The sequence below is a fragment of the Metapseudomonas resinovorans genome (assembly GCF_002003485.1).
Taxonomy (GTDB): Bacteria; Pseudomonadota; Gammaproteobacteria; order Pseudomonadales; family Pseudomonadaceae; genus Metapseudomonas; species Metapseudomonas resinovorans_D.
In genome coordinates, this window is sequence record NZ_BDMA01000012.1 from 82431 (window position 1) to 106610 (window position 24180).

General features: G+C 64.8%; 22 protein-coding genes. 17 read left to right on the plus strand and 5 right to left on the minus strand.

From position 1 onward, the window contains the following. Nucleotides 1–346 precede the first annotated feature (346 nt). From flhA to MnOB_RS03210, 14 genes are all read left to right on the plus strand, one after another. The gene (gene flhA / locus MnOB_RS03145; protein ID WP_077521927.1) at nucleotides 347–2470 is read left to right on the plus strand and encodes a flagellar biosynthesis protein FlhA; all 2124 of its coding nucleotides are present in this window, start codon (nucleotides 347–349) and stop codon (nucleotides 2468–2470) included. A gap of 15 nt (nucleotides 2471–2485) precedes the next feature. After that, nucleotides 2486–3835, plus strand: coding sequence for a flagellar biosynthesis GTPase FlhF (gene flhF, locus MnOB_RS03150; RefSeq protein ID WP_077521929.1), 1350 nt, complete (start codon nucleotides 2486–2488; stop codon nucleotides 3833–3835). Between the two features lie 70 nt (nucleotides 3836–3905). After that, on the plus strand, nucleotides 3906–4739 hold the full coding sequence (gene fleN, locus MnOB_RS03155) for a flagellar synthesis regulator FleN (protein WP_077521931.1): 834 nt from the start codon (nucleotides 3906–3908) through the stop codon (nucleotides 4737–4739). Then, on the plus strand, nucleotides 4736–5482 hold the full coding sequence (gene fliA, locus MnOB_RS03160) for an RNA polymerase sigma factor FliA (protein ID WP_077521933.1): 747 nt from the start codon (nucleotides 4736–4738) through the stop codon (nucleotides 5480–5482). Before fleN ends, fliA begins: the two co-directional genes overlap by 4 nt. An 83-nt stretch (nucleotides 5483–5565) precedes the next feature. Further along, nucleotides 5566–5940 carry a chemotaxis response regulator CheY gene (locus MnOB_RS03165; protein WP_003083073.1) on the plus strand — a complete coding sequence of 125 codons (375 nt, stop codon included), beginning with the start codon at nucleotides 5566–5568 and terminating at the stop codon, nucleotides 5938–5940. A 20-nt stretch (nucleotides 5941–5960) separates the two neighbouring features. After that, nucleotides 5961–6749: a protein phosphatase CheZ gene (locus MnOB_RS03170; RefSeq protein WP_077521935.1), complete on the plus strand. Its 789-nt coding sequence runs from the start codon at nucleotides 5961–5963 to the stop codon at nucleotides 6747–6749. Nucleotides 6750–6763: 14 nt separating this feature from the next. Beyond that, nucleotides 6764–9001 (plus strand): chemotaxis protein CheA, encoded by a 2238-nt coding sequence (locus tag MnOB_RS03175; RefSeq protein WP_077521937.1) that lies wholly within the window; start codon nucleotides 6764–6766, stop codon nucleotides 8999–9001. A 44-nt stretch (nucleotides 9002–9045) separates the two neighbouring features. After that, nucleotides 9046–10158, plus strand: a complete 1113-nt coding sequence (locus tag MnOB_RS03180) for a protein-glutamate methylesterase/protein-glutamine glutaminase (protein WP_077521939.1) — start codon at nucleotides 9046–9048, stop codon at nucleotides 10156–10158. 16 nt (nucleotides 10159–10174) lie between these two features. Next, the gene (locus MnOB_RS03185) at nucleotides 10175–10915 is read left to right on the plus strand and encodes a flagellar motor protein (protein WP_077521941.1); all 741 of its coding nucleotides are present in this window, start codon (nucleotides 10175–10177) and stop codon (nucleotides 10913–10915) included. Nucleotides 10916–10925: 10 nt separating this feature from the next. Next, complete coding sequence (gene motD / locus MnOB_RS03190) at nucleotides 10926–11813, plus strand: flagellar motor protein MotD (protein WP_077521943.1); 888 nt, start codon at nucleotides 10926–10928, stop codon at nucleotides 11811–11813. A gap of 49 nt (nucleotides 11814–11862) precedes the next feature. After that, a complete protein-coding gene (locus MnOB_RS03195; protein ID WP_077521945.1) occupies nucleotides 11863–12651 on the plus strand; it encodes a ParA family protein in 789 nt (262 codons plus the stop codon). An 85-nt stretch (nucleotides 12652–12736) separates the two neighbouring features. Further along, entirely contained in the window at nucleotides 12737–13582 is an 846-nt protein-coding gene (locus MnOB_RS03200; RefSeq protein WP_077521947.1) for a CheW domain-containing protein, read from the plus strand. A 92-nt stretch (nucleotides 13583–13674) separates the two neighbouring features. Beyond that, a complete protein-coding gene (locus MnOB_RS03205) occupies nucleotides 13675–14154 on the plus strand; it encodes a chemotaxis protein CheW (protein WP_016493839.1) in 480 nt (159 codons plus the stop codon). Between the two features lies 1 nt (nucleotide 14155). Continuing rightward, nucleotides 14156–14566, plus strand: coding sequence for a DUF2802 domain-containing protein (locus MnOB_RS03210; protein WP_077521949.1), 411 nt, complete (start codon nucleotides 14156–14158; stop codon nucleotides 14564–14566). A gap of 36 nt (nucleotides 14567–14602) precedes the next feature. On the opposite strand, the gene MnOB_RS03215 is transcribed toward MnOB_RS03210, so the two are convergent. From MnOB_RS03215 to MnOB_RS03225, 3 genes are all read right to left on the minus strand, one after another. After that, the gene (locus tag MnOB_RS03215; RefSeq protein ID WP_077521951.1) at nucleotides 14603–17374 is read right to left on the minus strand and encodes an HAD family hydrolase; all 2772 of its coding nucleotides are present in this window, start codon (nucleotides 17372–17374) and stop codon (nucleotides 14603–14605) included. Between the two features lie 33 nt (nucleotides 17375–17407). Continuing rightward, the gene (locus MnOB_RS03220; protein ID WP_077521953.1) at nucleotides 17408–17707 is read right to left on the minus strand and encodes a hypothetical protein; all 300 of its coding nucleotides are present in this window, start codon (nucleotides 17705–17707) and stop codon (nucleotides 17408–17410) included. Nucleotides 17708–17777: 70 nt separating this feature from the next. Further along, nucleotides 17778–19859, minus strand: coding sequence for a zinc metalloprotease (locus MnOB_RS03225; RefSeq protein ID WP_199824444.1), 2082 nt, complete (start codon nucleotides 19857–19859; stop codon nucleotides 17778–17780). Between the two features lie 391 nt (nucleotides 19860–20250). Between MnOB_RS03225 and MnOB_RS03230 the strand changes: the two genes are divergently transcribed. Continuing rightward, on the plus strand, nucleotides 20251–20688 hold the full coding sequence (locus MnOB_RS03230) for a rhodanese-like domain-containing protein (RefSeq protein WP_077521955.1): 438 nt from the start codon (nucleotides 20251–20253) through the stop codon (nucleotides 20686–20688). Here the strand turns inward: MnOB_RS03230 and MnOB_RS03235 are convergent. Beyond that, the gene (locus MnOB_RS03235; RefSeq protein ID WP_077521957.1) at nucleotides 20669–20998 is read right to left on the minus strand and encodes an EscU/YscU/HrcU family type III secretion system export apparatus switch protein; all 330 of its coding nucleotides are present in this window, start codon (nucleotides 20996–20998) and stop codon (nucleotides 20669–20671) included. The two genes, MnOB_RS03230 and MnOB_RS03235, sit on opposite strands and share 20 nt — an antisense overlap. Before the next feature lie 121 nt (nucleotides 20999–21119). Further along, nucleotides 21120–22658 carry a flagellar hook-length control protein FliK gene (gene fliK / locus MnOB_RS03240; RefSeq protein WP_077521959.1) on the minus strand — a complete coding sequence of 513 codons (1539 nt, stop codon included), beginning with the start codon at nucleotides 22656–22658 and terminating at the stop codon, nucleotides 21120–21122. Between the two features lie 151 nt (nucleotides 22659–22809). Here fliK and ccmA point away from each other — a divergent pair, with 151 nt between their 5' ends. Then, nucleotides 22810–23445 carry a cytochrome c biogenesis heme-transporting ATPase CcmA gene (gene ccmA, locus MnOB_RS03245; RefSeq protein WP_077521961.1) on the plus strand — a complete coding sequence of 212 codons (636 nt, stop codon included), beginning with the start codon at nucleotides 22810–22812 and terminating at the stop codon, nucleotides 23443–23445. Further along, complete coding sequence (gene ccmB / locus MnOB_RS03250; RefSeq protein ID WP_028626578.1) at nucleotides 23442–24113, plus strand: heme exporter protein CcmB; 672 nt, start codon at nucleotides 23442–23444, stop codon at nucleotides 24111–24113. Before ccmA ends, ccmB begins: the two co-directional genes overlap by 4 nt. The last annotated feature ends 67 nt before the right edge of the window (nucleotides 24114–24180 follow it).

The following is a 24180-nucleotide window of genomic DNA, read 5'->3' on the forward strand; positions in this document are numbered from 1 at the left end:
GGTCATGAGTCATCGGCTCTGCCTGTGACGATTCGAATGCTCGGGCTAGCAGGATGAGGCCGATTGGGTAGGGTGCGCCGTGCGCACCAGCGGTTTGGGCCTGATGCCGAGGCTGGGCCTGAAGTCGGTGCGCACAGCGCACCCTACGGTCCAGACCTAGCTAAAGAGATCGGCCTTTTGCAACGGACGGATTCGCCCCTACAGGCCATTCCCCGAATTAATCCTTTTCGATCAACCCCTTAACGAAGTTGGAAAGCTTCTTGCACAAAGGGGATCGAGACGCCGTCTGGCGTCAAAAGATTGGATGTGCGGAGCGATGCTTCGCGAAAGGGGTAGGGGAGTAGCAGTGGATCGTACGCAACTGATCGGCAATGTCCGCAGTAACCTGATCGGCATGGGCCGTGGCAACCTCGGGGTGCCGCTGCTGGTGCTGGTGATGCTGGGCATGATGACCCTGCCGGTGCCGCCGTTCCTGCTGGACGTCTTCTTCACCTTCAACATCGCCCTGTCCATCGTTGTCCTGCTGGTGTCCGTGTACGCCTTGCGCCCGCTGGACTTCGCCGTCTTCCCCACCATCCTGCTGGTAGCGACCTTGTTGCGCCTGGCGCTGAACGTCGCATCCACCCGCGTGGTGCTGCTTCACGGCCAGGACGGTCACGATGCCGCGGGCAAGGTGATCCAGGCCTTCGGCGACGTGGTGGTGGGCGGCAACTACGTGGTCGGTGCCGTGGTCTTCGCGATCCTGATGATCATCAACTTCGTGGTGGTCACCAAGGGTGCCGGACGTATCTCCGAAGTGAGCGCGCGTTTCACCCTGGACGCCATGCCCGGCAAGCAGATGGCCATCGACGCCGATCTCAACGCCGGCCTCATCGACCAGGCTGAAGCCAAGAAGCGCCGCTCCGAAGTTTCCCAGGAAGCCGACTTCTACGGCTCCATGGACGGTGCGAGCAAGTTCGTGCGCGGCGACGCCATCGCCGGCCTGCTGATCCTCTTCATCAACCTCATTGGCGGCATGGCCATCGGCATGCTGCAGCATGGCCTGAGCTTCAGCGACGCCGGCCGCATCTACTCGCTGCTGACCATCGGCGACGGCCTGGTGGCGCAGATTCCGTCGCTGCTGCTGTCCACTGCGGCGGCCATCATGGTGACCCGCGTGTCCTCGTCCGAAGACATGGGGCAGCAGGTCAATCGCCAGATGTTCGCCTCGCCCAAGGCGCTGGCCGTGTCCGCCACCATCCTCATCGCCATGGGCCTGGTGCCGGGCATGCCGCATGTCTCCTTCATCGGCCTGGGCCTCGTAGCTGCCGGTGGTGCCTGGTGGATCTGGCATCGGCAGAAGCAGGTCAAGGAGCAGGCGGTGCAGGAGGAGCAGCGTCAGCAGGAATTGCTGCCGGCTCAACGTGCACAGGAAACCAAGGAGCTCGGCTGGGACGACGTGACCCCGGTGGATCTCGTGGGTCTGGAAGTGGGCTACCGCCTGATTCCGCTGGTAGACCGTAACCAGGGCGGCCAGTTGTTGGCGCGGATCAAGGGCGTACGCAAGAAGCTGTCCCAGGAGATGGGCTTCCTGATGCCCTCGGTGCATATTCGCGACAACCTCGACCTGCTGCCCAACGCCTATCGCTTGACGCTGATGGGCGTCAGCGTGGCCGAGGCGGAGGTCTATCCGGACCGCGAACTGGCGATCAACCCCGGCCAGGTGTTCGGCACCCTCAATGGCGTCGCCGCCAAGGATCCGGCGTTCGGCCTGGAGGCGGTGTGGATCGACGCCAGCCAACGTGATCAGGCGCAGTCGCTCGGCTACACCGTGGTCGATGCCGGCACCGTGGTTGCCACTCACCTGAATCAGGTGCTGCACAAGCACGCCCACGAGTTGCTCGGCCATGAAGAAGTCCAGCAACTGATGCAGAACCTGGCCAAGAGCTCGCCACGCCTGGCCGAAGAGCTGGTACCGGGCATGGTGTCGCTGTCGACCCTGCTCAAGGTGCTCCAGGCCCTGCTGCAAGAGCAGGTGCCAGTGCGTGACATCCGCACCATCGCCGAAGCCATCGCTAACATCGCGCCGAAGAGTCAAGATCCCGCCGCGCTGGTCGCGGCGGTCCGTGTCTCGCTGGCTCGCGCAATCGTGCAAAGCATTGTGGGACTAGAGCCGGAGCTGCCTGTGATCACTCTGGAACCCAGGTTGGAACAGATATTGCTGAATAGCCTGCAGAAGGCCGGACAAGGTTCGGAAGATGGCGTTCTCCTCGAACCCGGAATGGCCGAGAAGCTGCAACGTTCCCTGGTGGAAGCGGCGCAGCGCCAGGAAATGCTCGGCAAGCAGGCGATCCTGCTGGTGGCCGGGCCGATCCGGGCGATGATGTCGCGCTTCGCAAGGCTCGCCGTGCCAACCATGCACGTACTGGCCTACCAGGAAATACCGGACAACAAGCAGGTCACCATAGTTGCGACTGTGGGGCAGAACTAACCGAGGTCAACGGCCATGCAGGTCAAACGTTTCTTCGCCGCCGATATGCGTCAAGCCATGAAGCTGGTGCGTGATGAACTGGGCGCGGATGCCGCCATCATCGGTAACCGCCGTGTCGCCGGCGGTGTCGAGCTGACCGCGGCGCTGGACTACCCGATGCCGGCAGCGGCCCCGAGCAGGCCGAACCCGGCCCTCGAGGCGGAGCTGCGCAAGACCCAGGCGCGCATCGCCGAAGCCCAGGCTGAGTTGACCACCCGTGCCCAGGCCGACGCCGGCAAGGACCGTCAATTGTTCGCCGGGGAGCCCCTGACCGCCATCGAGTCGGAGCTGCCGGAATCCGCCCTGGCCGCTGCCATGAATCGCCCTCGCGCTGTACCCCGTGCGATCGAGCCTGTCAGCGCGCCCCAGCCCGCTGCCGTGGATCAGGCTGCCCTGGATGCCATGCGCTTCGAACTGAGTGGCCTGCGTGAGCTGATCGAAGTGCAACTCGGCTCCATCGCCTGGGGCCAGATGCAGAGTCGCCGCCCGCAGCAGGCCAGCCTCTGGCGTCGCCTGCAACGCATGGGCCTGCCGGCTGAACTGGCCCGTGCCCTGTTGGACAAGGTGGCCAAGGTCAGCGAGCCGCGCCAGGCCTGGCGCATGCTGCTGGCGCACCTGGCCCACGCCATTCGCACCCCGCAGATCGAACCGATGGAAGAGGGTGGCGTGATAGCCCTGGTCGGCCCGGCCGGCATGGGCAAGACCACCACCCTGGCCAAGATGGCCGCCCGCTACGTGCTCAAGTACGGCGCGCAAAACGTCGCCCTGGTGAGCATGGACAGCTTCCGCATCGGCGCCCAGGAGCAGATCAAGACCCTGGGCCGAATCCTCAATGTGCCGGTGACCCTGGTCGATCCGGGCCAGTCCCTGACCCAGGCCATCGCGCCTCTGGTCCGCAAGCGCGTGGTGCTGATCGATACCGCCGGTCTGCCGGTGAATGATCCGGCTCTGACCATGCAGCTCGAAGCGCTGGCCAGCCGGGCGATAAACGCGAAGAATTACCTGGTGATGGCGGCCACCAGCCAGAGCCAGGTGCTCAAGGCTGCCTATCACAGCTACAAGCGTTGCGGCCTGGTCGGTTGCATCATCACCAAGGCGGACGAAGCGGCCAGCCTGGGCGAGGTTTTGGGGCTGGCTATCGGCCAGCATCTCCCGGTAGCCTATCTGGCCGACGGCCCGCGAATCCCGGATGATCTGCAGGTTCCCCGCAACCACCAGCTGGTGAGTCGTGCGGTCAGCCTCCAGGCTCCGGAGGACCCGAGTGAAGAAGCCATGGCCGATCTGTTCGCCGGGCTTTACCAGAATCCGGCGCGACGCGCCGGTTGAAGAATTGTGAGCCGCCCCGCGTGGGGCGGTGCTGGACCGCCAAACTGGCCCCTAAGGCAAGGTATTTGAAATGGGTAGTATGCATCCCGTACAGGTGATCGCGGTGACCGGCGGCAAGGGCGGCGTTGGCAAGACCAACGTGTCCGTCAACCTCTCGCTGGCCCTGGCCGATCTCGGCCGCCGCGTCATGTTGTTGGACGCCGACCTCGGCCTGGCCAACGTCGACGTCCTGCTCGGCCTTACCGCCAAGCGCACCCTGGCCGATGTGATCAATGGCGAATGCGACCTGCGCGACGTGCTGTTGCAGGGGCCGGGGGGCATTCGCATCGTCCCGGCCGCCTCCGGCACCCAGAGCATGGTGCAGCTTTCGCCCATGCAGCACGCTGGCCTGATCCAGGCTTTCAGCGAGATCAGCGACAACCTCGACGTGCTGGTGATCGACACCGCCGCCGGCATCGGCGATTCGGTGGTCAGCTTCGTCCGTGCCGCCCAGGAAGTGATAGTGGTGGTCTGCGACGAACCCACCTCGATCACCGACGCCTACGCGTTGATCAAACTGCTCAACCGCGACTACGGCATGAGCCGCTTCCGCGTGCTGGCCAACATGGCCCACAGCCCGCAGGAAGGGCGCAACCTGTTCGCCAAGCTGACCAAGGTTACCGACCGTTTCCTCGATGTTGCCCTGCAGTACGTGGGCGCCGTCCCCTATGACGAATCGGTGCGCAAGGCCGTGCAGAAGCAACGCGCGGTCTATGAAGCCTTCCCGCGTTCGAAGTGCTCCCTGGCGTTCAAGGCCATCGCACAGAAGGTCGACAGCTGGCCGCTGCCGGCCAATCCGCGGGGCCACCTGGAGTTCTTCGTCGAGCGGCTGGTCCGGCAGCAGTCCGCGGAAACCCCTGTATGACACCCGCCACGGGGCTGCGTATGTACGGCAAGGCACAGGCAAGGGATTCGCAACATCTGTTGATTGAACGCTACGCCCCCCTGGTCAAGCGTATTGCCTATCACCTGCTCGCGCGCCTTCCGGCCAGCGTTCAGGTGGAAGACCTCATGCAGTCCGGGATGATTGGCTTGCTCGAAGCCTCGAAGAAATACGATGGCAGCAAGGGTGCCAGTTTCGAAACCTACGCCGGCATCCGCATCCGCGGGGCCATGCTCGACGAGGTCCGCAAGGGCGACTGGGCGCCGCGTTCGGTGCACCGCAACGCGCGCATGGTGAGTGACGCGATCCGCACCATCGAGGCCCGAACTGGTCGCGACGCTAAAGATCAGGAAGTTGCTGCCGAACTTGGATTGAGTCTCGAAGACTACTACGGCATCCTGAGCGACACCTTGGGCAGCCGCCTGTTCAGCTTCGACGACCTGTTGCAGGACGGCGAGCAGGGCGGTGTGCACGAGGACGCCGGTGTCACCCAATTCTCGCCTTCCCATGATCTGGAAGAAGACCGTTTCCAGGCCGCGCTGGCTGATGCCATCGCGAACCTGCCGGAGCGTGAGCGCCTGGTGCTGGCGCTGTATTACGACGAAGAACTGAACTTGAAGGAAATCGGTGAAGTGCTGGGGGTCAGCGAATCACGCGTCAGCCAGTTGCATAGCCAGTGCGCGGCACGCCTGCGCGCGCGGCTCGGCGAGTGGCGCGCGCGCTGAACGGTACACCGCTTTCAGATTTGGATGGCGTCCCCGGCAAGAGGGGCGTTTGAGACTGTACGGAGGTCGACTTGGACAAGAACATGAAAATCCTCATCGTTGATGATTTCTCGACGATGAGACGCATCATCAAGAACCTCTTGCGCGACTTGGGATTCACCAATACCGCTGAAGCGGACGACGGCACCACCGCCCTGCCGATGCTGCACAGCGGCAACTTCGACTTCCTCGTGACCGACTGGAACATGCCTGGCATGACCGGTATCGACCTGCTGCGCGCGGTACGCGCCGATGAGCGCCTGAAACACCTGCCGGTGCTGATGGTGACTGCCGAGGCCAAGCGCGACCAGATCATCGAAGCGGCCCAGGCCGGTGTGAACGGCTATGTGGTCAAGCCTTTCACTGCCCAGGTGCTGAAAGAAAAAATCGAGAAGATCTTCGAGCGGGTCAACGGCTGAATGTCAGCCGCGAGGGCACCATGGACCAGAAAGAACACCTGCTGGGAGACTTCGAGTCGACCCTGAAAGACCGTGCGCGAGAACTGGTGGACAGCCTCGAAAAAGGCAACTTCACCGATGCCGTGCAACTCATCCACGAACTCAATCACGTCCGTGATCGCGGCCTCTACCAGGAAGTCGGCAAGCTCACCCGTGAGCTGCACAACGCCATCGTCAACTTCCAGATCGACCCGCACCTGCCCCATGCCAAGGAGATGTCGCAGATCGCCGATGCGACCGACCGCCTTTCCTATGTGGTGCAGATGACCGAAAAGGCCGCCAACCGCACCATGGACCTGGTGGAGGAAAGCGCACCGCTGCTCAACGGCCTGAGCGACGAAGCCCAGAAGCTGGGTGAGGAATGGGGCCGCTTCATGCGTCGGGAAATCGGCGCGGACGGATTCCGTGACCTGGCCCGTCGCATCGAGAAATTCCTCGCCCGCAGCCAGCGTGACACCGATGCGCTCTCCGGGAAGCTCAACGACATCCTGCTCGCACAGGACTACCAGGACCTCACCGGCCAGGTGATCAAACGCGTCACGCAACTGGTCACCGAAGTGGAGAGCAACCTGGTCAAGCTGGTGATGATGGCCAGCCAGGTCGATCGCTACGCCGGCATCGAGCACGACCACGCTGCGCTACGCGCAGAGCTGGAAGAACAAAAAAATCCTTCCAGGGGTGAAGGTCCGCAGATCCATGCCGATATACGTGAGGACGTGGTGTCCGGACAGGACGACGTCGACGATCTGCTATCCAGCCTTGGGTTTTAGGGAGCACTCCGCTTATGAGCTTCGACGCCGATGAAGAAATCCTCCAGGACTTCCTGGTAGAGGCCGGCGAGATTCTGGAGCAATTGTCCGAGCAGCTGGTCGAGCTGGAAAGCCGCCCGGACGACATGGACCTGCTCAACGCGATTTTCCGTGGTTTCCATACCGTGAAAGGTGGCGCTGGCTTCCTCCAGCTCAACGCTCTGGTGGAGTGCTGCCATATCGCCGAGAACGTCTTCGACATCCTGCGCAAGGGCGAACGCCGCGTGGATGCCGAACTGATGGACGTGGTGCTGCAGGCGCTGGACACGGTCAATGAAATGTTCCGCGAAGTGCGTGAGCGCAGTGAACCGACGCCCGCAACTGCGGAACTGCTGGCTGCCTTGTCGCGCCTGGCCGAACCTGGCGGTGCGGAGCCCGTGGCCGCTGCTCCGGCAGTTCCGGCTCCGGTGATCGCCGAGCCTGCTCCCGTCGAAGCGAACGCCGATATCACCGACAGCGAGTTCGAGCAGTTGCTCGACGCGCTGGGCGAAAACGCTGGTGGCGCCGCCCAGCCAGTCGCTGCCACGGCCGATGAAATCACCGACGACGAATTCGAAGCACTGCTCGACCAACTGCACGGCAAGGGCAAATTCGTGGCTGTAGCGGAGCCGGAAGCCGCCGTAGCAGCCAACGCTCCGGTGAGCGCCCTGGCCACTGCTGGCGGTGGCGAGGAAATCTCCGACGACGAATTCGAAGACCTGCTCGACCAGTTGCATGGCAAGGGCAAGTTCAATGGCGCCACTGAAGTGGCAGCCATCGTCCCGCCCGCGCCCGTCGTGCTGGACGCCCCGGTCACTGGCGGTGGTGAAAACATTACCGACGACGAATTCGAAGCGCTGCTCGACCAACTGCACGGCAAGGGCAAGTTCAACGGCGCCGCCGAAGAGCCGGTCGCCGTTGCCGCTATCAGCCGTCCCGCACCCGTTGCTGCTCCTGCTCCGGCTGCCAGGCCTGCCGCCAAGGCCGAACCGGCCCCGGCGCCCCGTCAGCCCGCCGCACCGGCAGCCGCTGGCAATGGCGCTGCGGGTCCTGCAGTGGTCAGCGAAGCGGAAACCACCGTTCGGGTGGATACCGCGCGCCTGGACGAAATCATGAACATGGTCGGTGAGCTGGTGCTGGTGCGTAACCGTCTGGTACGCCTGGGTTCCAACAGCGGCGACGAGTCCATGGCCAAGGCCGTGTCCAACCTGGACGTGGTCACTGCCGACCTGCAGACCGCGGTGATGAAGACGCGGATGCAGCCGATCAAGAAAGTCTTCGGCCGTTTCCCGCGCCTGGTTCGTGACCTGGCGCGAAACCTGAAGAAGGAAATCAACCTCGAGCTGGTGGGCGAGGAAACCGACCTGGACAAGAACCTGGTGGAGGCCCTGGCCGATCCGCTGGTCCACCTGGTTCGCAATGCCGTCGACCACGGTATCGAATCGCCCGATGAGCGCGAGGCCGCTGGCAAGCCGCGCACTGGCCGGGTAGTCCTCTCTGCCGAACAGGAAGGCGACCACATCCTCCTGATGATCACTGACGACGGCAAGGGCATGGATGCAGCCGTGCTACGTGCCAAGGCGGTGGAGAAAGGGCTGCTGGACAAGGATGCCGCCGAGCGACTGACCGAGCTGGAGTGCTACAACCTGATCTTCGCCCCGGGCTTCTCGACCAAGACCGAGATTTCCGATGTGTCCGGCCGCGGCGTCGGCATGGATGTGGTGAAGACCAAGATCTCCCAGCTCAACGGCACGGTGAACGTGTTCTCGCAGAAGGGCGCGGGCTCGAAGATCGTCATCAAGGTCCCGCTGACCCTGGCGATCATGCCGACGCTGATGGTGATGCTGGGCAACCAGGCCTTCGCCTTCCCGCTGGTCAACGTCAACGAGATCTTCCACCTCGACCTGTCGCGCACCAACGTGGTGGATGGCCAGGAAGTGGTGATCGTCCGCGACAAGGCACTTCCGCTCTTCTACCTCAAGCGCTGGCTGGTGCGTGATGCAGCGGTCGAGGAGCAAGGGGAGGGCCATGTTGTGATCCTCTCCGTGGGCACCCAGCGCATCGGCTTCGTGGTCGACCAGTTGGTGGGCCAGGAAGAAGTGGTGATCAAGCCGCTCGGCAAGATGCTCCAGGGAACGCCAGGCATGTCCGGTGCCACCATCACCGGTGACGGCCGTATCGCACTGATCCTCGACGTGCCGAGCATGCTCAAGCATTACGCACGCCGTGGTTGATCTGGGGCGGCCGGGAACGGCCGCCCGCTAGGAGCTTTATTCTTATGGCAGTCAAGGTTCTGGTGGTGGATGACTCCGGGTTCTTCCGCCGCCGTGTCTCGGAAATCCTTTCTTCCGACCCCAATATCCAGGTGGTGGGCACTGCCACCAATGGCCGCGAAGCCATTGACCAGGCGCTGGCGCTCAAGCCCGATGTCATCACCATGGACTACGAGATGCCGATGATGGACGGCATCACCGCAGTGCGGCACATCATGCAGCGCTGCCCGACGCCGGTCCTGATGTTTTCCTCGCTGACCCACGAAGGCGCCCGCGTCACCCTCGACGCCCTGGATGCCGGCGCGGTGGATTTCCTGCCGAAGAATTTCGAGGACATCTCGCGCACCCCCGAAAAGGTCAAGCAGCTGCTCTGCGAGAAGGTGCACAGCATCGCGCGCAGCAACCGCCGCTACAGCAGTTTCAGTGCTCCCGCGCATCCGACTCATTCGACCCCGGCACCGACCGCCAGCATCCCGGCACGTCCCGCTCATGCGCCAGCGCAGCCGAGCCATGCCGCACCGGCAGCACCGATCGCGTCCGCTGCCCCAAAGCGTAAGGCCTACCGGCTGGTGGCGATCGGCACCTCCACCGGCGGGCCGGTTGCCCTGCAACGCGTGCTCACCCAGCTGCCGGCCAATTTCCCGGCGCCGCTGGTGCTGGTCCAGCACATGCCGGCGGCCTTCACCAAGGCCTTCGCCGAGCGCCTGGACAAGCTCTGCCGGATTACCGTCAAGGAAGCCGAGGATGGCGATGTGCTGCGTCCCGGCCTGGCCCTGTTGGCCCCCGGCGGCAAGCAGATGATGGTCGACACCCGTGGTGTGGTGCGCATCCTGCCCGGAGACGAGCGCCTGAACTACAAGCCCTGTGTGGACATCACCTTCGGCTCGGCGGCCAAGTCCTACAATGACAAGGTCCTGGCGGTGGTGCTGACCGGCATGGGTGCCGATGGCCGTGAAGGTGCGCGCCTGCTCAAGCAGGCCGGCAGCCAGGTCTGGGCCCAGGATGAAGCCAGCTGTGTGATCTACGGCATGCCCATGGCGGTGGTGAAGGCCAATCTGGCCGATGCCGTGTATGGCCTGGACGATATCGGCCGCCATCTGGTCGAGGCGTGCATGTGATGGAGAAACCCAGGTAATGGATGTACTGAGCCTCATCGGGGTAATCCTGGCCTTCGTCGCCATCATTGGCGGCAACTACCTCGAAGGCGGTCACGCCGCGGCCCTGCTCAATGGACCAGCGGCGCTCATCGTTCTGGGCGGCACCCTGGGCGCGGCATTCCTGCAGACGCCCATGAGCATCTTCAAGCGCTCGCTGGTCATCTTCCGCTGGATTCTCTTCCCGCCCCAGGTGGACCTCGCCGGTGGTATCACCCGCGTGGTGAACTGGAGCATGACCGCGCGCAAGGAGGGTCTGCTGGGCCTGGAGCCAGTCGCCGACAGCGAACCCGATCCCTTCGCTCGAAAGGGCCTGCAGCTGCTGGTGGACGGTGCCGAGCCGGAATCCATCCGTAGCATCCTCGAGGTCGATCTCTTCACCCAGGAGGGACGGGACCTGCAAGCGGCCAAGGTGTTCGAGAGCATGGGGGGCTACGCGCCGACCATCGGCATCATCGGCGCCGTCATGGGCCTGATCCACGTGATGGGCAACCTGGCCGATCCCAGCCAACTGGGTGGCGGCATCGCGGTAGCCTTCGTCGCCACCATCTACGGCGTCGGCTTCGCCAACCTGCTGCTTCTGCCTATCGGCAACAAGCTGAAATCCATCGCCATACGCCAGTCGCGTTACCGCGAAATGCTCCTGGAAGGCATTCTCTCCATCGCCGAAGGCGAGAACCCTCGATCGATCGAACTCAAGCTGCAAGGCTTCATGGATTGAGGAGCGGCCCATGGCACGCAGGCGGCATCAGGAAGAGCATGAGAATCACGAACGCTGGCTGGTGTCCTACGCGGACTTCATCACCCTGCTGTTCGCTTTTTTCGTGGTGATGTACTCCATCTCCTCGATCAACGAAGGCAAGTACAAGATCCTTTCGGAATCCCTGGTCGGCGTGTTCAACCAGCCGGACCGTTCGATCAAGGCGATTCCGGTGGGCGAGGAGAAGCCGCGCACCACCGAACCCGACCGCAGCATGGTGGAGGAGAGTGAGCGCAGCCAGACGGCCATCGACGATCCGGGTTCCGATCCGCTGCAGGAGATCGCCCAGAGCGTGCGCGACGCCTTCGGCGACCTGATCAAGTCCGAACAGTTGAATGTGCGCGGCAACGAACTCTGGGTGGAGATCGAGATGAACTCCAGCCTGCTGTTTCCCAGTGGCGATGCTGTTCCCAATGACGTTGCCTTCACCCTGATCGAGAAGGTTGCCAGGATTCTGGCGCCCTACGACAACCCGGTCCACGTCGAAGGTTTCACCGACAACATGCCCATTGCCACCTCGCAGTTCCCGTCCAACTGGGAGCTGTCCACGGCGCGCGCCGCCAGCATCGTGCGCATGCTCGCCATGGACGGTCTGGCACCGCGTAGGTTGGCGGCGGTGGGCTATGGCGAGTTCCAGCCGGTCGCGGATAACGCCACGGCTGAAGGGCGTGCGCGCAATCGGCGCGTGGTGCTGGTGATTTCCCGAAACCTCGATGTGCGCCGCAGTGTCAGTGGCGTCGGTAGCGCCAATGCCAAGCCAGATGCCGCGCTGCAGAGGGCTGGCACGCAACCTGCACCAGCAGCCCCAGCACAGGCCCCGGCAGCGGGTGCCGTCAATTCCCCGTCACCTGCTCCCTAGGGCAGGTTGAGAGTCTCGGTGCATCAGCGCAGCCGGGAGGATGAAGAAGATGAGAGTCTGGGCAGTAGCCAACCAAAAAGGTGGAGTCGGCAAGACCACCACATCCATCGCCCTGGCGGGTCTGCTGGCTGATGCCGGCAAGCGCGTCGTGGTGGTTGACCTCGACCCCCACGGGTCGATGACCAGCTATTTCGGGCATGACCCGGACACGCTGGAACACAGCTGCTTCGACCTGTTCCTGAACCAGGGTGGTGTACCCGACGGCCTGCCGCGCGAGCTGCTGCTGCAGACCAGCCACGAACGCATTTCCCTGCTGCCATCCAGCACGGCGCTTGCGACCCTCGAGCGCCAGTCGCCCGGGCAGAATGGCCTCGGCCTGGTGATCGCCAAGAGCCTGGCGCAACTCTGGCAGCAGTTCGACCACGCCATCATCGACAGCCCGCCGCTGCTCGGCGTGCTGATGGTCAACGCTCTGGCGGCCAGCCAGCAGTTGGTGATCCCGGTGCAGACCGAGTTCCTTGCGGTGAAGGGGCTGGAGCGCATGGTCAGCACGCTGAGCATGGTCAACCGCTCGCGCAAGCAGGCGCTGCCCTACACCATCGTGCCGACGCTGTTCGACCGCCGCACCCAGGCATCGCTCAATACCCTCAAGGTGCTGCGCAACAACTACCCGGAAACCCTCTGGCAGGCTTACATTCCGGTGGATACCCGTCTGCGGGATGCCAGCCGCGCCGGCGTCACACCGTCGCAGTACGATGGCAACAGCCGGGGCGTGATCGCCTACCGGGCGTTGCTCAAGCACCTGCTCAACCAGCAACTGGCCGCCCAGGTGGCCTGATGCGTTGCAATGTCGACCGCTGGAACTCAAGTGAAGTGCGCCGCCTGCCGATAGGCTCTACAGATCAATCCCGTGGGTTTCCAACATGAGTCGTCCCCTCGCCACCGCCACCCGCCCACAACTGGCCCTGCAGTCCTACCTGGATGCCTTGCTGCATGAGGCTTCGGTCGAGCTGGCCGAAAGCATCAGCCGGGAAGAGTTCGAAGCCGCGGTGCTGGAAGAGCAGGTACGTGACGCACGCCTGATTCACGTGCTGGAAGCTGCGGCCGAGCCGCCGGCGGCTCCGGTCCTGGTTGTATCTGAGCCGGAAGTTGAGCCGCTGCTGGTCCTGGAGCCGGAAGTCTTCATGCCGGCTGCGGTCGTGGCCGAGCCGGAGCCCGTGCTGGCGCGCGTTGAACCGCTGGTGGAACTCGGTATGCCGGGCACGCTGCAGTCCGATGTTCCCGCGCTTGTCGCCGGTGGGCGTCCTGCATGGGGCGAGGAACCCTTCGAGTGCCTGCTGTTCGATGTCGCCGGCCTGACGCTGGCCGTTCCGCTGGTATCCCTTGGCTCCATCTACCCGCTGGCCGGGCAGGAGCTGACGCCGTTGTTCGGGCAGCCGGACTGGTTCCTCGGCATACTGCCGTGCCAGGCGGGCAACCTGAAAGTGCTGGATACCGCGCGCTGGGTCATGCCCGAACGCTACCGCGACGATTTCCGCGAGGGCCTGCAATACGTGATTTCGGTGCAGGGCTACGAGTGGGGGCTGGCGGTTCATCAGGTCAGCCGCTCCATCCGCCTGGACCCGAACGAAATCAAATGGCGCAGCCAGCGTAGCCAAAGGCCCTGGCTGGCCGGTACCGTGATCGAACACATGTGTGCGCTGCTGGACGTCTCGGCCCTTGCCGAGCTGATCGCCAGCGGCGCCACCAAGCGCATGACACTGAATTGAAAGGTGCCTCCGTGCCGTACGGAGCGCCATGAACACAACAGCGGGTCAACCCGCGAACGCCGCCCAGGGTGGCTCAAGAGAGGCTAGGGAACATGAAGAAATCGTCCGCTCAAGGTGCCGAAGATCCCATCCTGCAATGGGTGACTTTCCGCCTGGACAATGAAACCTACGGCATCAACGTAATGCAGGTACAGGAAGTTCTGCGTTACACCGAAATCGCGCCGGTGCCGGGGGCGCCGAGCTACGTGCTGGGCATCATCAACCTGCGTGGCAATGTGGTGACGGTGATCGACACCCGCCAGCGTTTCGGCCTCGGCCCGGCACCGGTGACCGACAACACCCGTATCGTCATCATCGAAGCGGACAAGCAGGTGGTGGGCATCCTGGTCGACAGCGTGGCCGAGGTCGTCTACCTGCGGCAGTCGGAGATCGAGACTGCACCCAACGTCGGTAACGACGAATCCGCCAAGTTCATCCAGGGCGTCTGCAACAAGAACGGCGAACTGCTGATCCTCGTCGAGCTGGACAAGATGATGAGCGAGGAAGAGTGGTCCGAGCTGGAGAGCATCTGAGTTGATCTGGGTTGCACTGCTCGCGGTGGTCCTGGCCCTGGCCTGCATTAGTCTGGGCTGGACGTGCTACTGGCTGGCCAAGCGCCTGCGCCAGGAAGTGGAGGCGCAAGCCAAGCGCGACGCAGTGCGCGACCAGAAACTCAAGGAGCTGGGGCGCCGCCTCGAAGCCTATTTCGACGGCAGCGTACGTATGGGCGAAGACCTCCAGGAGCTTCGCCGCGTGGTCGCTCCCTTGCCGGACAAGCTGAGCCGCATGGAGCAGCGTGACCCCACCAGCCTGTCTTTCTCCCAGGCGGCGCGCCTGGTCGGTCTCGGCGCCAGCGTCGACGACCTCACCCATTCCTGCGGCCTGACCAAGGCCGAAGCCGAACTGGTGAGCAGGCTGCACCAGGCCCGCAAGGATCACGACTGAGTTCGCCGGACCGTAGGCTCATTCCCCTCCAGCCGGTTACCGGCTCACCCGTACCTCCAGTGCCACGCCGCCAACCGGCTTGCCATTCTCCCGCTGCAACAGATCGATGGTGAAGCGCGAACCGCGCTTCGCCGTACTCGGTACCTGGATACGCAGGCCGACACGTAGCGCCTCCGAGGGTCGCAGCAAGACGGGCAATTGCGCGCGTTCGCCCTGTGCCCAGGGCAGCTCCAGCGCCCCCGGAAATTGCTCGATCAGCCGCTCCGGTGCATGGCTGGTGAGCACTGCTGTGCTTGAGTGTGTTCCGTCGCTGAGATCACCGCAGGAGCAATCCAGGCGCGTGGTGTCCTGCAATCGAGGAGCCGTGGGCAATGCCAGGGCGTTGCTTCGTAATCCGGGCGCGAGGGCACGTTTATCCAGAATCAGGCTCGCCGCCAGGCCTTCCAGGCCCTTTGGCCGGACCAGTTCAAGCTGCACGGTCAGCGCGCGCCGAGGCCGCAGGTTGATGGCCAGCATCGGCAACACGATCCAGGCGTTCGGCGCCAGGTCGACCACCGTCAGGTTCTTTTGCGCCAGGTTGTTCTGCTCCCAGACGTGACGCCCGGCCTGCGGGCGATCGAAGCGGGCGAAGACGCTGGCCAGCAGGCAGGGATGGCTGCCGACGGGCGGAATCGCCGAGCGGGGCAAGCGTGCCTTGATGATGCGGCTTTCCCCGGGCCCCAGGTCGAAGGCGGCGGCCGCCGTGACGGCAGGCAGGAAGTCGGCGGGGTAGGTGAACTGGCTGCCGGCGTACTGTTTGACGTTGAAGCTGACCACCAGATGGCGCGCAATGGCCGTGGCACTGCGATTGCGCACACGGGCGTGGATCCAGTTGTCCTGGCCGTATTCCAGGTTCTGGTGCTCCAGTCCATCGTCGTCACGATTGCGTATCCAGAGATCGGGCGAGTCCCAGAAGCGGCCGGGCCAATCGTTGCCGCCGGGGTCGGCAGCGTCGTCACGCAGCCAGAGGTCCGGCACGGGCGATGGGTCGGCGAAGCCATAAACGAAGCGATGGAATGCATCCACGCAGTCGGGCTGCCCCGTGCTCGCCAGCAGATGGCATTCGAGGTCCTCGCTGCGTACCGGGCGGGTGTGACGAGCCAAGTAGAAGGCGCGCATCTGGTCACGCAGGGCTGCCGCCCCGGTCAGTGCCGCGATGCCTTTCCAGAGTCGTTCGCCGGCGCCATAGGCATCGAGATGGGTGACCCGCACCCAGGGATTGCGCGGACACAGGGCCAGGGCAGGCGCACTGAAGTCGAAGGGCTGAACACCCCCGGCTCCGTTGCCGTGGTAGACCGTCCAGGCCTCGTCGAACCAGGCGTCGGGCTGGCTCGCCGGCTTCAGGCCGCGCGCCCACCAGCTGTGGAATGCCTCATGGCGCAACGCACCGGTGCCGCTGGTGGTGCCGCCGTCGTACTCCATGCCGCCCTGATGGATGAAGGCGGTGAAGCGTCCTCCATGCAGGTAGCGTCCGGAGCTGTTCTCGTTGTCCACGAGAAAGCCGGCGATGGCGCTAGCCTGGGCCGCGATATCCACCGGGCTGCTGCTGAGCTTCCAGGCGGTCACGGTCACTGCACTGCCCGAGACCGGAAGCAGGGTGTCGAAGGTGGCGCTCTGCAGGCTATCGGCTGGTCGCAGCTCGAGCAGCGGTGAGAAGGCCGTGCTGCGCGCAGGAAAGGTGATGCGCCAGTGGTTGCTACCCAGTGGGCTGATCGTGCCGTTGCTGATGGGGGTATGGGCCACGGGCGTGTTCAGCAGTTGCAATTCCAGGTCCAGTTCGAACTGGTCGTAGATGAGGTTGGCCGGGACGAACGCCTCCAGGTAGCGTCCCGCGCCCAGGTCGGTGAAGCCGAAGTTGAACACCAGTTTCGGGCCGGCGCTCCAGGTGACCTGCGGCTGATAGGAGCCGGCGGTGGAGGCCTGGGGCAGGCCAACCACGTAGGTCAGGCGCAGGCTGTGGAGGCTGCCGGCCTCCAGCACACGGGCCAGCACCCGCAGGCTGGCATGTGCGCCGCCGCCGAAGTCGTGTGCGGCTATCTCGGCCAGCGGGATGGGGGTGCCATCCAGCCAGGCTCCGGTGGGTGTCTGGCGGAGGTCGAAGATGGGGCAGCCGGCATTGACGCCCAGGCGAAACTCCAGGGTCGCATCGCCGCTGGCTTGCTGGGTCGCCGCATCGAACCGCAGCGCGGCGTCGATTCGCACGATGTCCAGCGGAACTGCCCAGAGGCCGTCCACCAGGCGGGGCGGTGGCGCCAGGTCGAGGTTGCTGCCGACGATGTCAGCCAGGGGCGGCAAGCGCTCGAGCAAGCCGGCGAGGTTGGCCACGCACTCACCATCGCCGGGCAGGCAGGCGCCGCCATTGCGCTTGAGGATCGCGCGCCAGCCAAAACTGCGCGCGGCAAGCACGTCCGCGGCTGATTCGCTGATGAAGATGGCGCGTTCGCTGGCCGCGTCATGCCCCGCCTTGAGCAGGGCCAGGTCGAAGATGGGCTGCGCCGGTTTGCCGACGTTGCCCGGAATTTCGGTGGACAGTGTGATCAGCCCGGGCTCGATGTAACGGGCCAACCGCAATGCTTCCATCTGTGACTGGATGGAGGCGACGCTGGTGCCGGCCGCTTGATTGCTCAGCAGGCCCAGGCGATAACCGCGCGCCTTGAGGATCTGCAGACAGTCCAGGGTGTCGGCATAGCGCTGGCGTATGCCGCCGATGGTGGTGACCAGGGTGTCGCCCAGGTCGAAGAAGACCGTAGTGGGGTAGGGGCCTGGCATATCGCCCTCCTGGCAATGATTCAGGTCGGCGACTCAGACGATGCGGTGATAGGTGACCGCGTTGCCGGAGGCGTCGGTGATGGTGAGGGTGTCGCGATCCAGTTCGTAGCTGTAGGTGACGATGGCGTCATTGGCGGTGGACAGCGCGAGCTGCCCCGGTGTCCGGGTTGCCCAGGTGCCGCCGTCCCACCAGGTGAAAGCGCCGGGGGGATCAGCCTGGCCGGCATAGAGTCCGTCGGCCGCGAAGCGCAGGTAGCCGGCATAGCCGGTTGCACCGGCGTCCGCGGAACTCCGATGCCATTGGCCGACCAGTCGCAGGTCCGCTTCCGTCATTTTCGTGGCTCCTTGGTGAACCGCTTGGGGGGCGCCGGCCGGGGCCGGCGCTCCACCTTTCTGCAGCGCGTTACTTCGCGCGTACCAGCGTGGCCGACTTGGACTTGCCCTTGAGTGCCTTGGCCAGGTCCTTGGTGGCCGCACCGCCGGCGTCGTCGATCAGCGCAGCCAGCTTGCTGCGCTCGGCGTCGCTCATCACGGCATCGTCTTCGAGCAAGGCCACCGCAGCCTTGACGTCAGGCTTGCGCTTGAGGAAACGACGCGCCAGACGCTTGGCTGCGACAGCGGCGAAGTGCGGCCGCAGCACCGCAGAGCCGAGTGCCGCGTCCAGCGCGTCCAGGCCGTCGCCCAGATGGTCGCCGCCCAGGGCCAGCACCAGGTGCAGGTCGGGAGTGGCGAGCACCTTGTGCGCCGCTTCGGCGTGGCGGGCATCCACCGCTGCGGTGACCATCACGGTCGAGCTACCGGCCGCGTGGGCAACCATGCCGTCGATTTCCCAGTGCACTTCGACCCGGACTTCATGGATTCCGGGCACGCCGAAGAGAGCGCCCTCGGCCCCCCGTAGAAGGGTCATGGAGTCTTCCAGACGCTCGCCGGGCTGGAGCACCCGGAACGGACGATCCTCGATGCAGTGCACCAGAGTCCGGAAGCTGCGCACGCTGCCGGCCGGATCGGTGACGGTGCCACTGACGAAGTCGCTCTTCAGGCTCAGGGTTGCCGGCACCCGGACCGGCTGGTCGCCCTGGTTGACCAGGGCTACGCCGACGCGCACCGGGGCTCCCAGCGGCACTTCTCCGAGCAGCGGTGCGACCTCCACGGCCAGCCCGAAGACCTCGGCTTCGAGGTCGGTCGGGGTGATGCTCGGGGTACTGGTGGAGGCACCACCGAAGGCCACCGAGCCTGGGCGCACGAAGGGATCGGGGTAGTGACGCAACTGCTTGAGGTTGTCCGGGTTGAAGGACCACTGGATGTTGCTGGGGAAAGGCGTCGCAGGCGTACCGGCGGAAGCGATGACATCGCTGGTGCACATGAAACCGTGGTCGGCGAAGTTGTGGTAGAGGCCCATGGCGTGCCCCAGTTCATGGACCGCGGTGCGGAAGTATGGAGCCGCCGCCGTGCCGAAGCGCTGGCCGCTGACCGTGCCCCAGCCAGCGGCGATGGTCCAGTGCGAAGCGATGCCGATACCTTCGCGGGGAACGTTGTTGGAGTCGGTTCCGCTGGCGTCATACATGATCCCGCGCGGCGTAGAGTCGATGTTCTTCACCGCGAGGATGTGGTAGCGCCATTCGCTGTCGAGGTTCACTACCGCACGGCGTGCCAGCATCGCCGCGTGCATCTCGGCGTCGGTCCACGAATTGCCCGAGGGTTCGGCGACATTGGTATCGCTGAGGTTCACCGCGGTCTGCCAGCCGACGGCGTCCATCACGGTCGCCCAGGTGTGGCCGATACCGCTGTTGGTGGGGCGTTCGGAGCCGGACACCGTGTCGATCTCGACGCTGCAGCGGCGGAAGTAGGCCGATAGCCAGCCCATGGTGAGGCGTCCGACCACCGTGTTGGCAGCGTTCTTCACATCCCCTTCTGCGTAGTCGGAGGACGAGGGATAGCCGGCTGGTGCGATCATTCGCGTCATCTGCGCGGTGAGGGTGGACTCCAGCGCCCAGCTGTTCGGGGCGGTGAACCGGTATAGCTGGAAGCTGAGGCCGAAGCTGTTGCCGAGGTAGAAGTACTCGGGCAGCGCGGTGACCCGGACGTAGTAGCGGTAGCGCGAGCGCGCCAGGATGGGGATGCCCGAAGCGGGATTGGGGCCGGCAAGGAGGATCGGCTTGAGCGGCAGGTCGTGGGTGACTATTGGCTGCCCCTGGAGGACCGGGAAGGGCAAGGGGATGGGAATCGGCAGGAAGATCACCGGTCGCTGGTAGAGGTCGCCGCTGGCGGTGCGGCCGTCGCTGTGGCTCTCCACGCGCAGGGTCCCGTCGTAGGACACCAGCGGTGCACCGCTCGGTTTGTAGTTCAGCAACCAGCACCCGGCGCGCACGCTGCGGATGGGCGGCAGGGTGAGGCGGCCCGGTATGGCCAGGGGCAGGTTGGGGTTGAGCGTGGTGGTGGAGGGCGTGGGACCGTCTTCCTGCGTCGGCGGGATCAGGTCGGGCATGGGAGGGATGTTGTTTTGATCTGGCAGGTTGGACACGTTGAACACTCCTATTCAACAAGGGGCGCACCCTGCCCGTGGAATCCAGCTTGCACGCGAGCGACTGCACATCCGGTACGGTGCCCTTGATGTTGTCTCCTTCGATGAGGTCGGGTCATGCATGGCGACAATCGCATGACGTCAAAAGTATGGGTCGGAGGCGGCGTCTGTAAAACGCCACTCATCGCCTGAAACCCGCTTGGTACGCGGGTTCCAGCAATTTCGAAGTTGTCCGGCGGTGGGTTAGCGCGGCGGGTTCTTAGCCTGTCGTCGGGCGGTTCCGCGCAGGTCGGTTCCAGGCGGGCGGACTGGCCTAAGCTGAAATTCCGGGGCTTCTCTCCGGGGAGGTCCGCCGATGCGTCTACTTCCAGTTCTGTTGTTATGCCTGGTGTCCTGTCTGCAAGCCCAGGAAGCCCCCATGGAAGTAGAGGGCGCAATGACGGTCAATGTGTTGCAAGCACGTTACCTGTACGAGCGCGGCGCGATCTTCATCGATATCCGACCCACGCGCGAGTGGACCTGGGGCCATATCCATGGCGCCCTGCACCTCGACCTGCTCGATCGCTTCAGCGATCTGGCCCAGCCGCAATGGCCACGGCAGATTCCCCTGGTGATCTATTGCGACAGCGAGGTCTGCCCCCATGGCGCCCAGGCGGTGAAGATGGCCGTGAGCTGGGGCTATCGGCAGGTCTTCTATTTCCGCGAAGGCTATTTCGCCTGGCAGTTGCAGGATTTCCCCCAGGGCAAGGGATTGGCGGGTGAGCGCCTGGTGCTCAGTGACCCGGAGCGTTGAGCAGGGGCAGGGCAGGGGTGGCGTCGCGTTCAGCGTCAGGGTCGAAGCCGTCCGGGCATTTGCCCTTCAGGTACCAGGCGAACGCGATGATCTCGGCGATGGTGCGGTAGAGCGGCTCGGGGATCGCATCGCCCAGTTCCAGGCGGGCCAGCAGACGCACCAGGTCGGCGTTCTCGTAGATGGGCACTTCGTACTCGCGGGCAATGGCGAGGATGGCTTCGGCCAGCTCGTCGTCGCCCTTGGCGGTCAGGTTGGGGGCGCTGGTGCCGTCGTAGGAGAGGGCAATGGCCTGGCGCGGTTTCTTGCTCATTCCGGCTTCCTTGCAAATGTGCAGCGCGAAGGCAAGCGAGCAGCGACGAGACAGTACGAACCGTACGGCGAGGAGTCGGGTGCGCAGCCGACAAAGCTGAACGCATGCAACGGAGTTGGAATCATGCGGTTTCGTCTACCCAGCGTTGTTCGAGTGTCGTGCGGTGGCCACGTGGTGGCTGGCCCTGGATGCAGGCCAGTTCTCCAACAGTGAGGCCCGCCGCCTGCAGGCGCTCACGCAGGTTCGGCAGTTCGCGGCCTATCAATCCGGCGGTGTCGGCACGCTCCGCCCACAGCTGACTGGACAGGCTGCCCTGTGCCAGTTGTGCCTGCACCTGCAAGGGGCCGAGGGGGTCCAGATCGAAGGCCAGTTCGACACGCCAGAGGCTTTCCTTGCGCTCGTTCTTTTCCTGTCGGCCTTCCTGCTCCTGCTGCAGTTTGAGCTGCAGCGGGACGATGTCCTGCTGGTTACGCATCGGCACTTCGAGCTGCCAGGTGGTCAGCAGGTTGCCCTCGGGCGTCACCTGGGTCTGGGCGAGGCTGGAGAGCTGGTGCGTCTGCAGTCGGGAAACGGCGGCGGCGGCCAGTTTGAGCAGGGTTTCCAGGTCGCCTTCTTCCTCGGCGGACTGCGCCAGGCGCGACGGCAAGGGGAAACTCAACGCCTGCTGACGGGCACTGGCCTGGCCGAGGGTGCCCAGGGCATTGCGAATGAAGGCCGGAAGGGCCTGGGCCATGGCGTTGCTGGTGCCGGTGGTCGGCAGGCTGGTCGCGGTGGGCAAAGCCGGCAGCAGCTGGGCGACCAGGCGTAGCAGGTTGGCCTTGAAGTCCTGGGACAGGGAGCCGGCCTGGCCAGCCAGAAGCCGCGCCTCCAGCAGGGCGCCGCTGTTTTCCAGGGCAGCAGCCAGGACCTTGGGGTCGCCCAGCTGGCGGATGTCGGGCAGGGCGCCTAGCAGTTTGTCCATGGCCGCTCGAAGGTTTTCCGGCAGGTTGTCCCGGCCGGTGTTCTGCAGCGCGCCGATCAAGGCGTCGAGGGACCCCTGGCGGCTTTGTTGCCCGGCCAGTTGCTGGGTGAGTTCGAGCTGGTCCAGTTGTGCGGCCAGAGGCAGGAACTGCAGCATCTGGCTGCCCTGGACCTGGGCGCTGAGCAGGCTGCCGATGGCCAGCGGGCGCGGGCTTTCGATGCTCAGCTGACTACCGGCCAGCGGTGTGTTGAGTACATTGACCAGCACCTTGTAGACCGCCGCCTGGGCCTTGCTCTGGGCGGCCAGCTCGCTGGACACGACCTTGCCCTGGACCAGGGTGCCCACCGGGAGCAGATCGAGGTCGAGGCTGCCGAGGGCGCGCTCACCCCCTTTCAGTGCCATGGCCAGGCGGGTATCCGACAGTGCAGTGATGTTGAGCAGGCTTCCCTGGGCCAGAGGGCGCGTGCTGCTGGCTTCCAGGGTGGTCTGGGTGCCGTTGGCCAGGGTCAGCTTGAGCAGCAGTTGGAAACTCTGCGCGGTTTCCTTGAGGGCGATCACTTCGGCGTCGGCGCTTTCGCCGGCGGCCAGCAGTCCGTCCAGGGGCTGGAGCAGTTTGAGCGCCATGTCCGCCGCGTTCTGCACGGGGCGGGAGACGGGCTGGCTGGGCGGGAGAGGGCGCGCGCCGCTGATCTCGGTCATGAAGGGGTTACAACCTGTCGAAAAAGCTGGCTTCGGGGGTGAGAGATGGCATGTATAATGCCGCCCCGTCCGGGCCGGCCGCGAGCCTTGGGGTTCTCCAGTATAGCGGCCGGCACCTTCCTGACTTGAATACATCCCGGGTACCCATGCCGTGACCAGTCCCTATCTCGAGACCGTGGCCCTCGCCTGCGAGCGGGATTGGCGCCTGCTGTTCGAGCGGCTGGACCTGCAGTTGTCCCGTGGCGAGATGCTCCAGGTCGCCGGCCCCAATGGCAGCGGCAAGACCAGCCTGCTGCGTCTGCTCTGCGGTCTGATGCAGCCCACCGCGGGGGAAGTTCGCCTGAACGGCAAGGCGTTGGCCAGCCAGCGCAGCGAACTGGCGCGCAACCTCCTGTGGATTGGCCATGCCGCTGGGATCAAGGGACTGCTGACCCCCGAGGAAAACCTGCGCTGGCTATGTGCCTTGCACCAGCCCGCCGAGCGCGACGCCATCTGGCAGGCACTGGAGGCCGTGGGCCTGCGCGGTTTCGAGGATGTGCCCTGCCACACCCTGTCCGCCGGCCAGCAGCGCCGTGTCGCCCTGGCACGTCTGTACCTGGATGCGCCGCCCCTGTGGATTCTCGATGAACCCTTCACTGCCCTCGACAAGCAGGGCGTCTCCCAGCTCGAAGCGCATCTTGCGGCGCACTGTGAGCAGGGCGGCCTGGTTGTCTTCACCACCCACCACACCATGGGTCAGGTGCCCGCCGGTTATCGCGAACTTGACCTGGGGCAGCGCCGCGCATGAGTAACGTCTTCACCCTGCTGGTCGCCCGCGAAGCACGCCTGCTGGTACGCCGTCCGGCGGAATTGGCCAACCCGCTGGTGTTCTTCGCCATAGTGGTCGCATTGTTCCCGCTGGCCGTCGGTCCCGAGACCCAATTGTTGCAAAGCCTTTCTCCCGGCCTGGTCTGGGTAGCGGCCCTGCTTGCAGTGCTGCTCTCGCTGGACGGGCTTTTCCGCAGTGATTTCGAAGACGGCTCCCTCGAACAGTGGGTCGTTTCGCCGCACCCCCTGCCGCTTCTTGTCCTGGCCAAGGTGCTGGCACACTGGCTTTTTTCCGGATTGGCCCTCGTCCTGCTGGCGCCGCTGCTGGCGCTGATGCTCGGTTTGCCTGCGCGTTGCCTGCCGGTGCTGTTGCTCTCGCTGCTGCTCGGTACCCCGGTCTTGAGCCTGCTGGGCGCCGTTGGCGCCGCACTGACCGTAGGGCTCAAGCGCGGCGGCCTGCTGCTGGCGCTGCTGATCCTGCCGCTGTACATCCCGGTGCTGATTCTCGGCAGCGGGGCGTTGCAGGCGGCGCTGCAAGGATTGCCGACCGTTGGCCACCTGTTGTGGCTGGCGAGCCTCACCGCTCTGGCGGTGACCCTGACACCCTTTGCCATTGCCGCCGGCCTGACCATCAGCGTCGGTGAATAAGAAATAGAGTTGCCCTGATGAGAAAACTGCCAATGTCCGAACAGGCCGCAGCGCCGAGCAGGTGGCC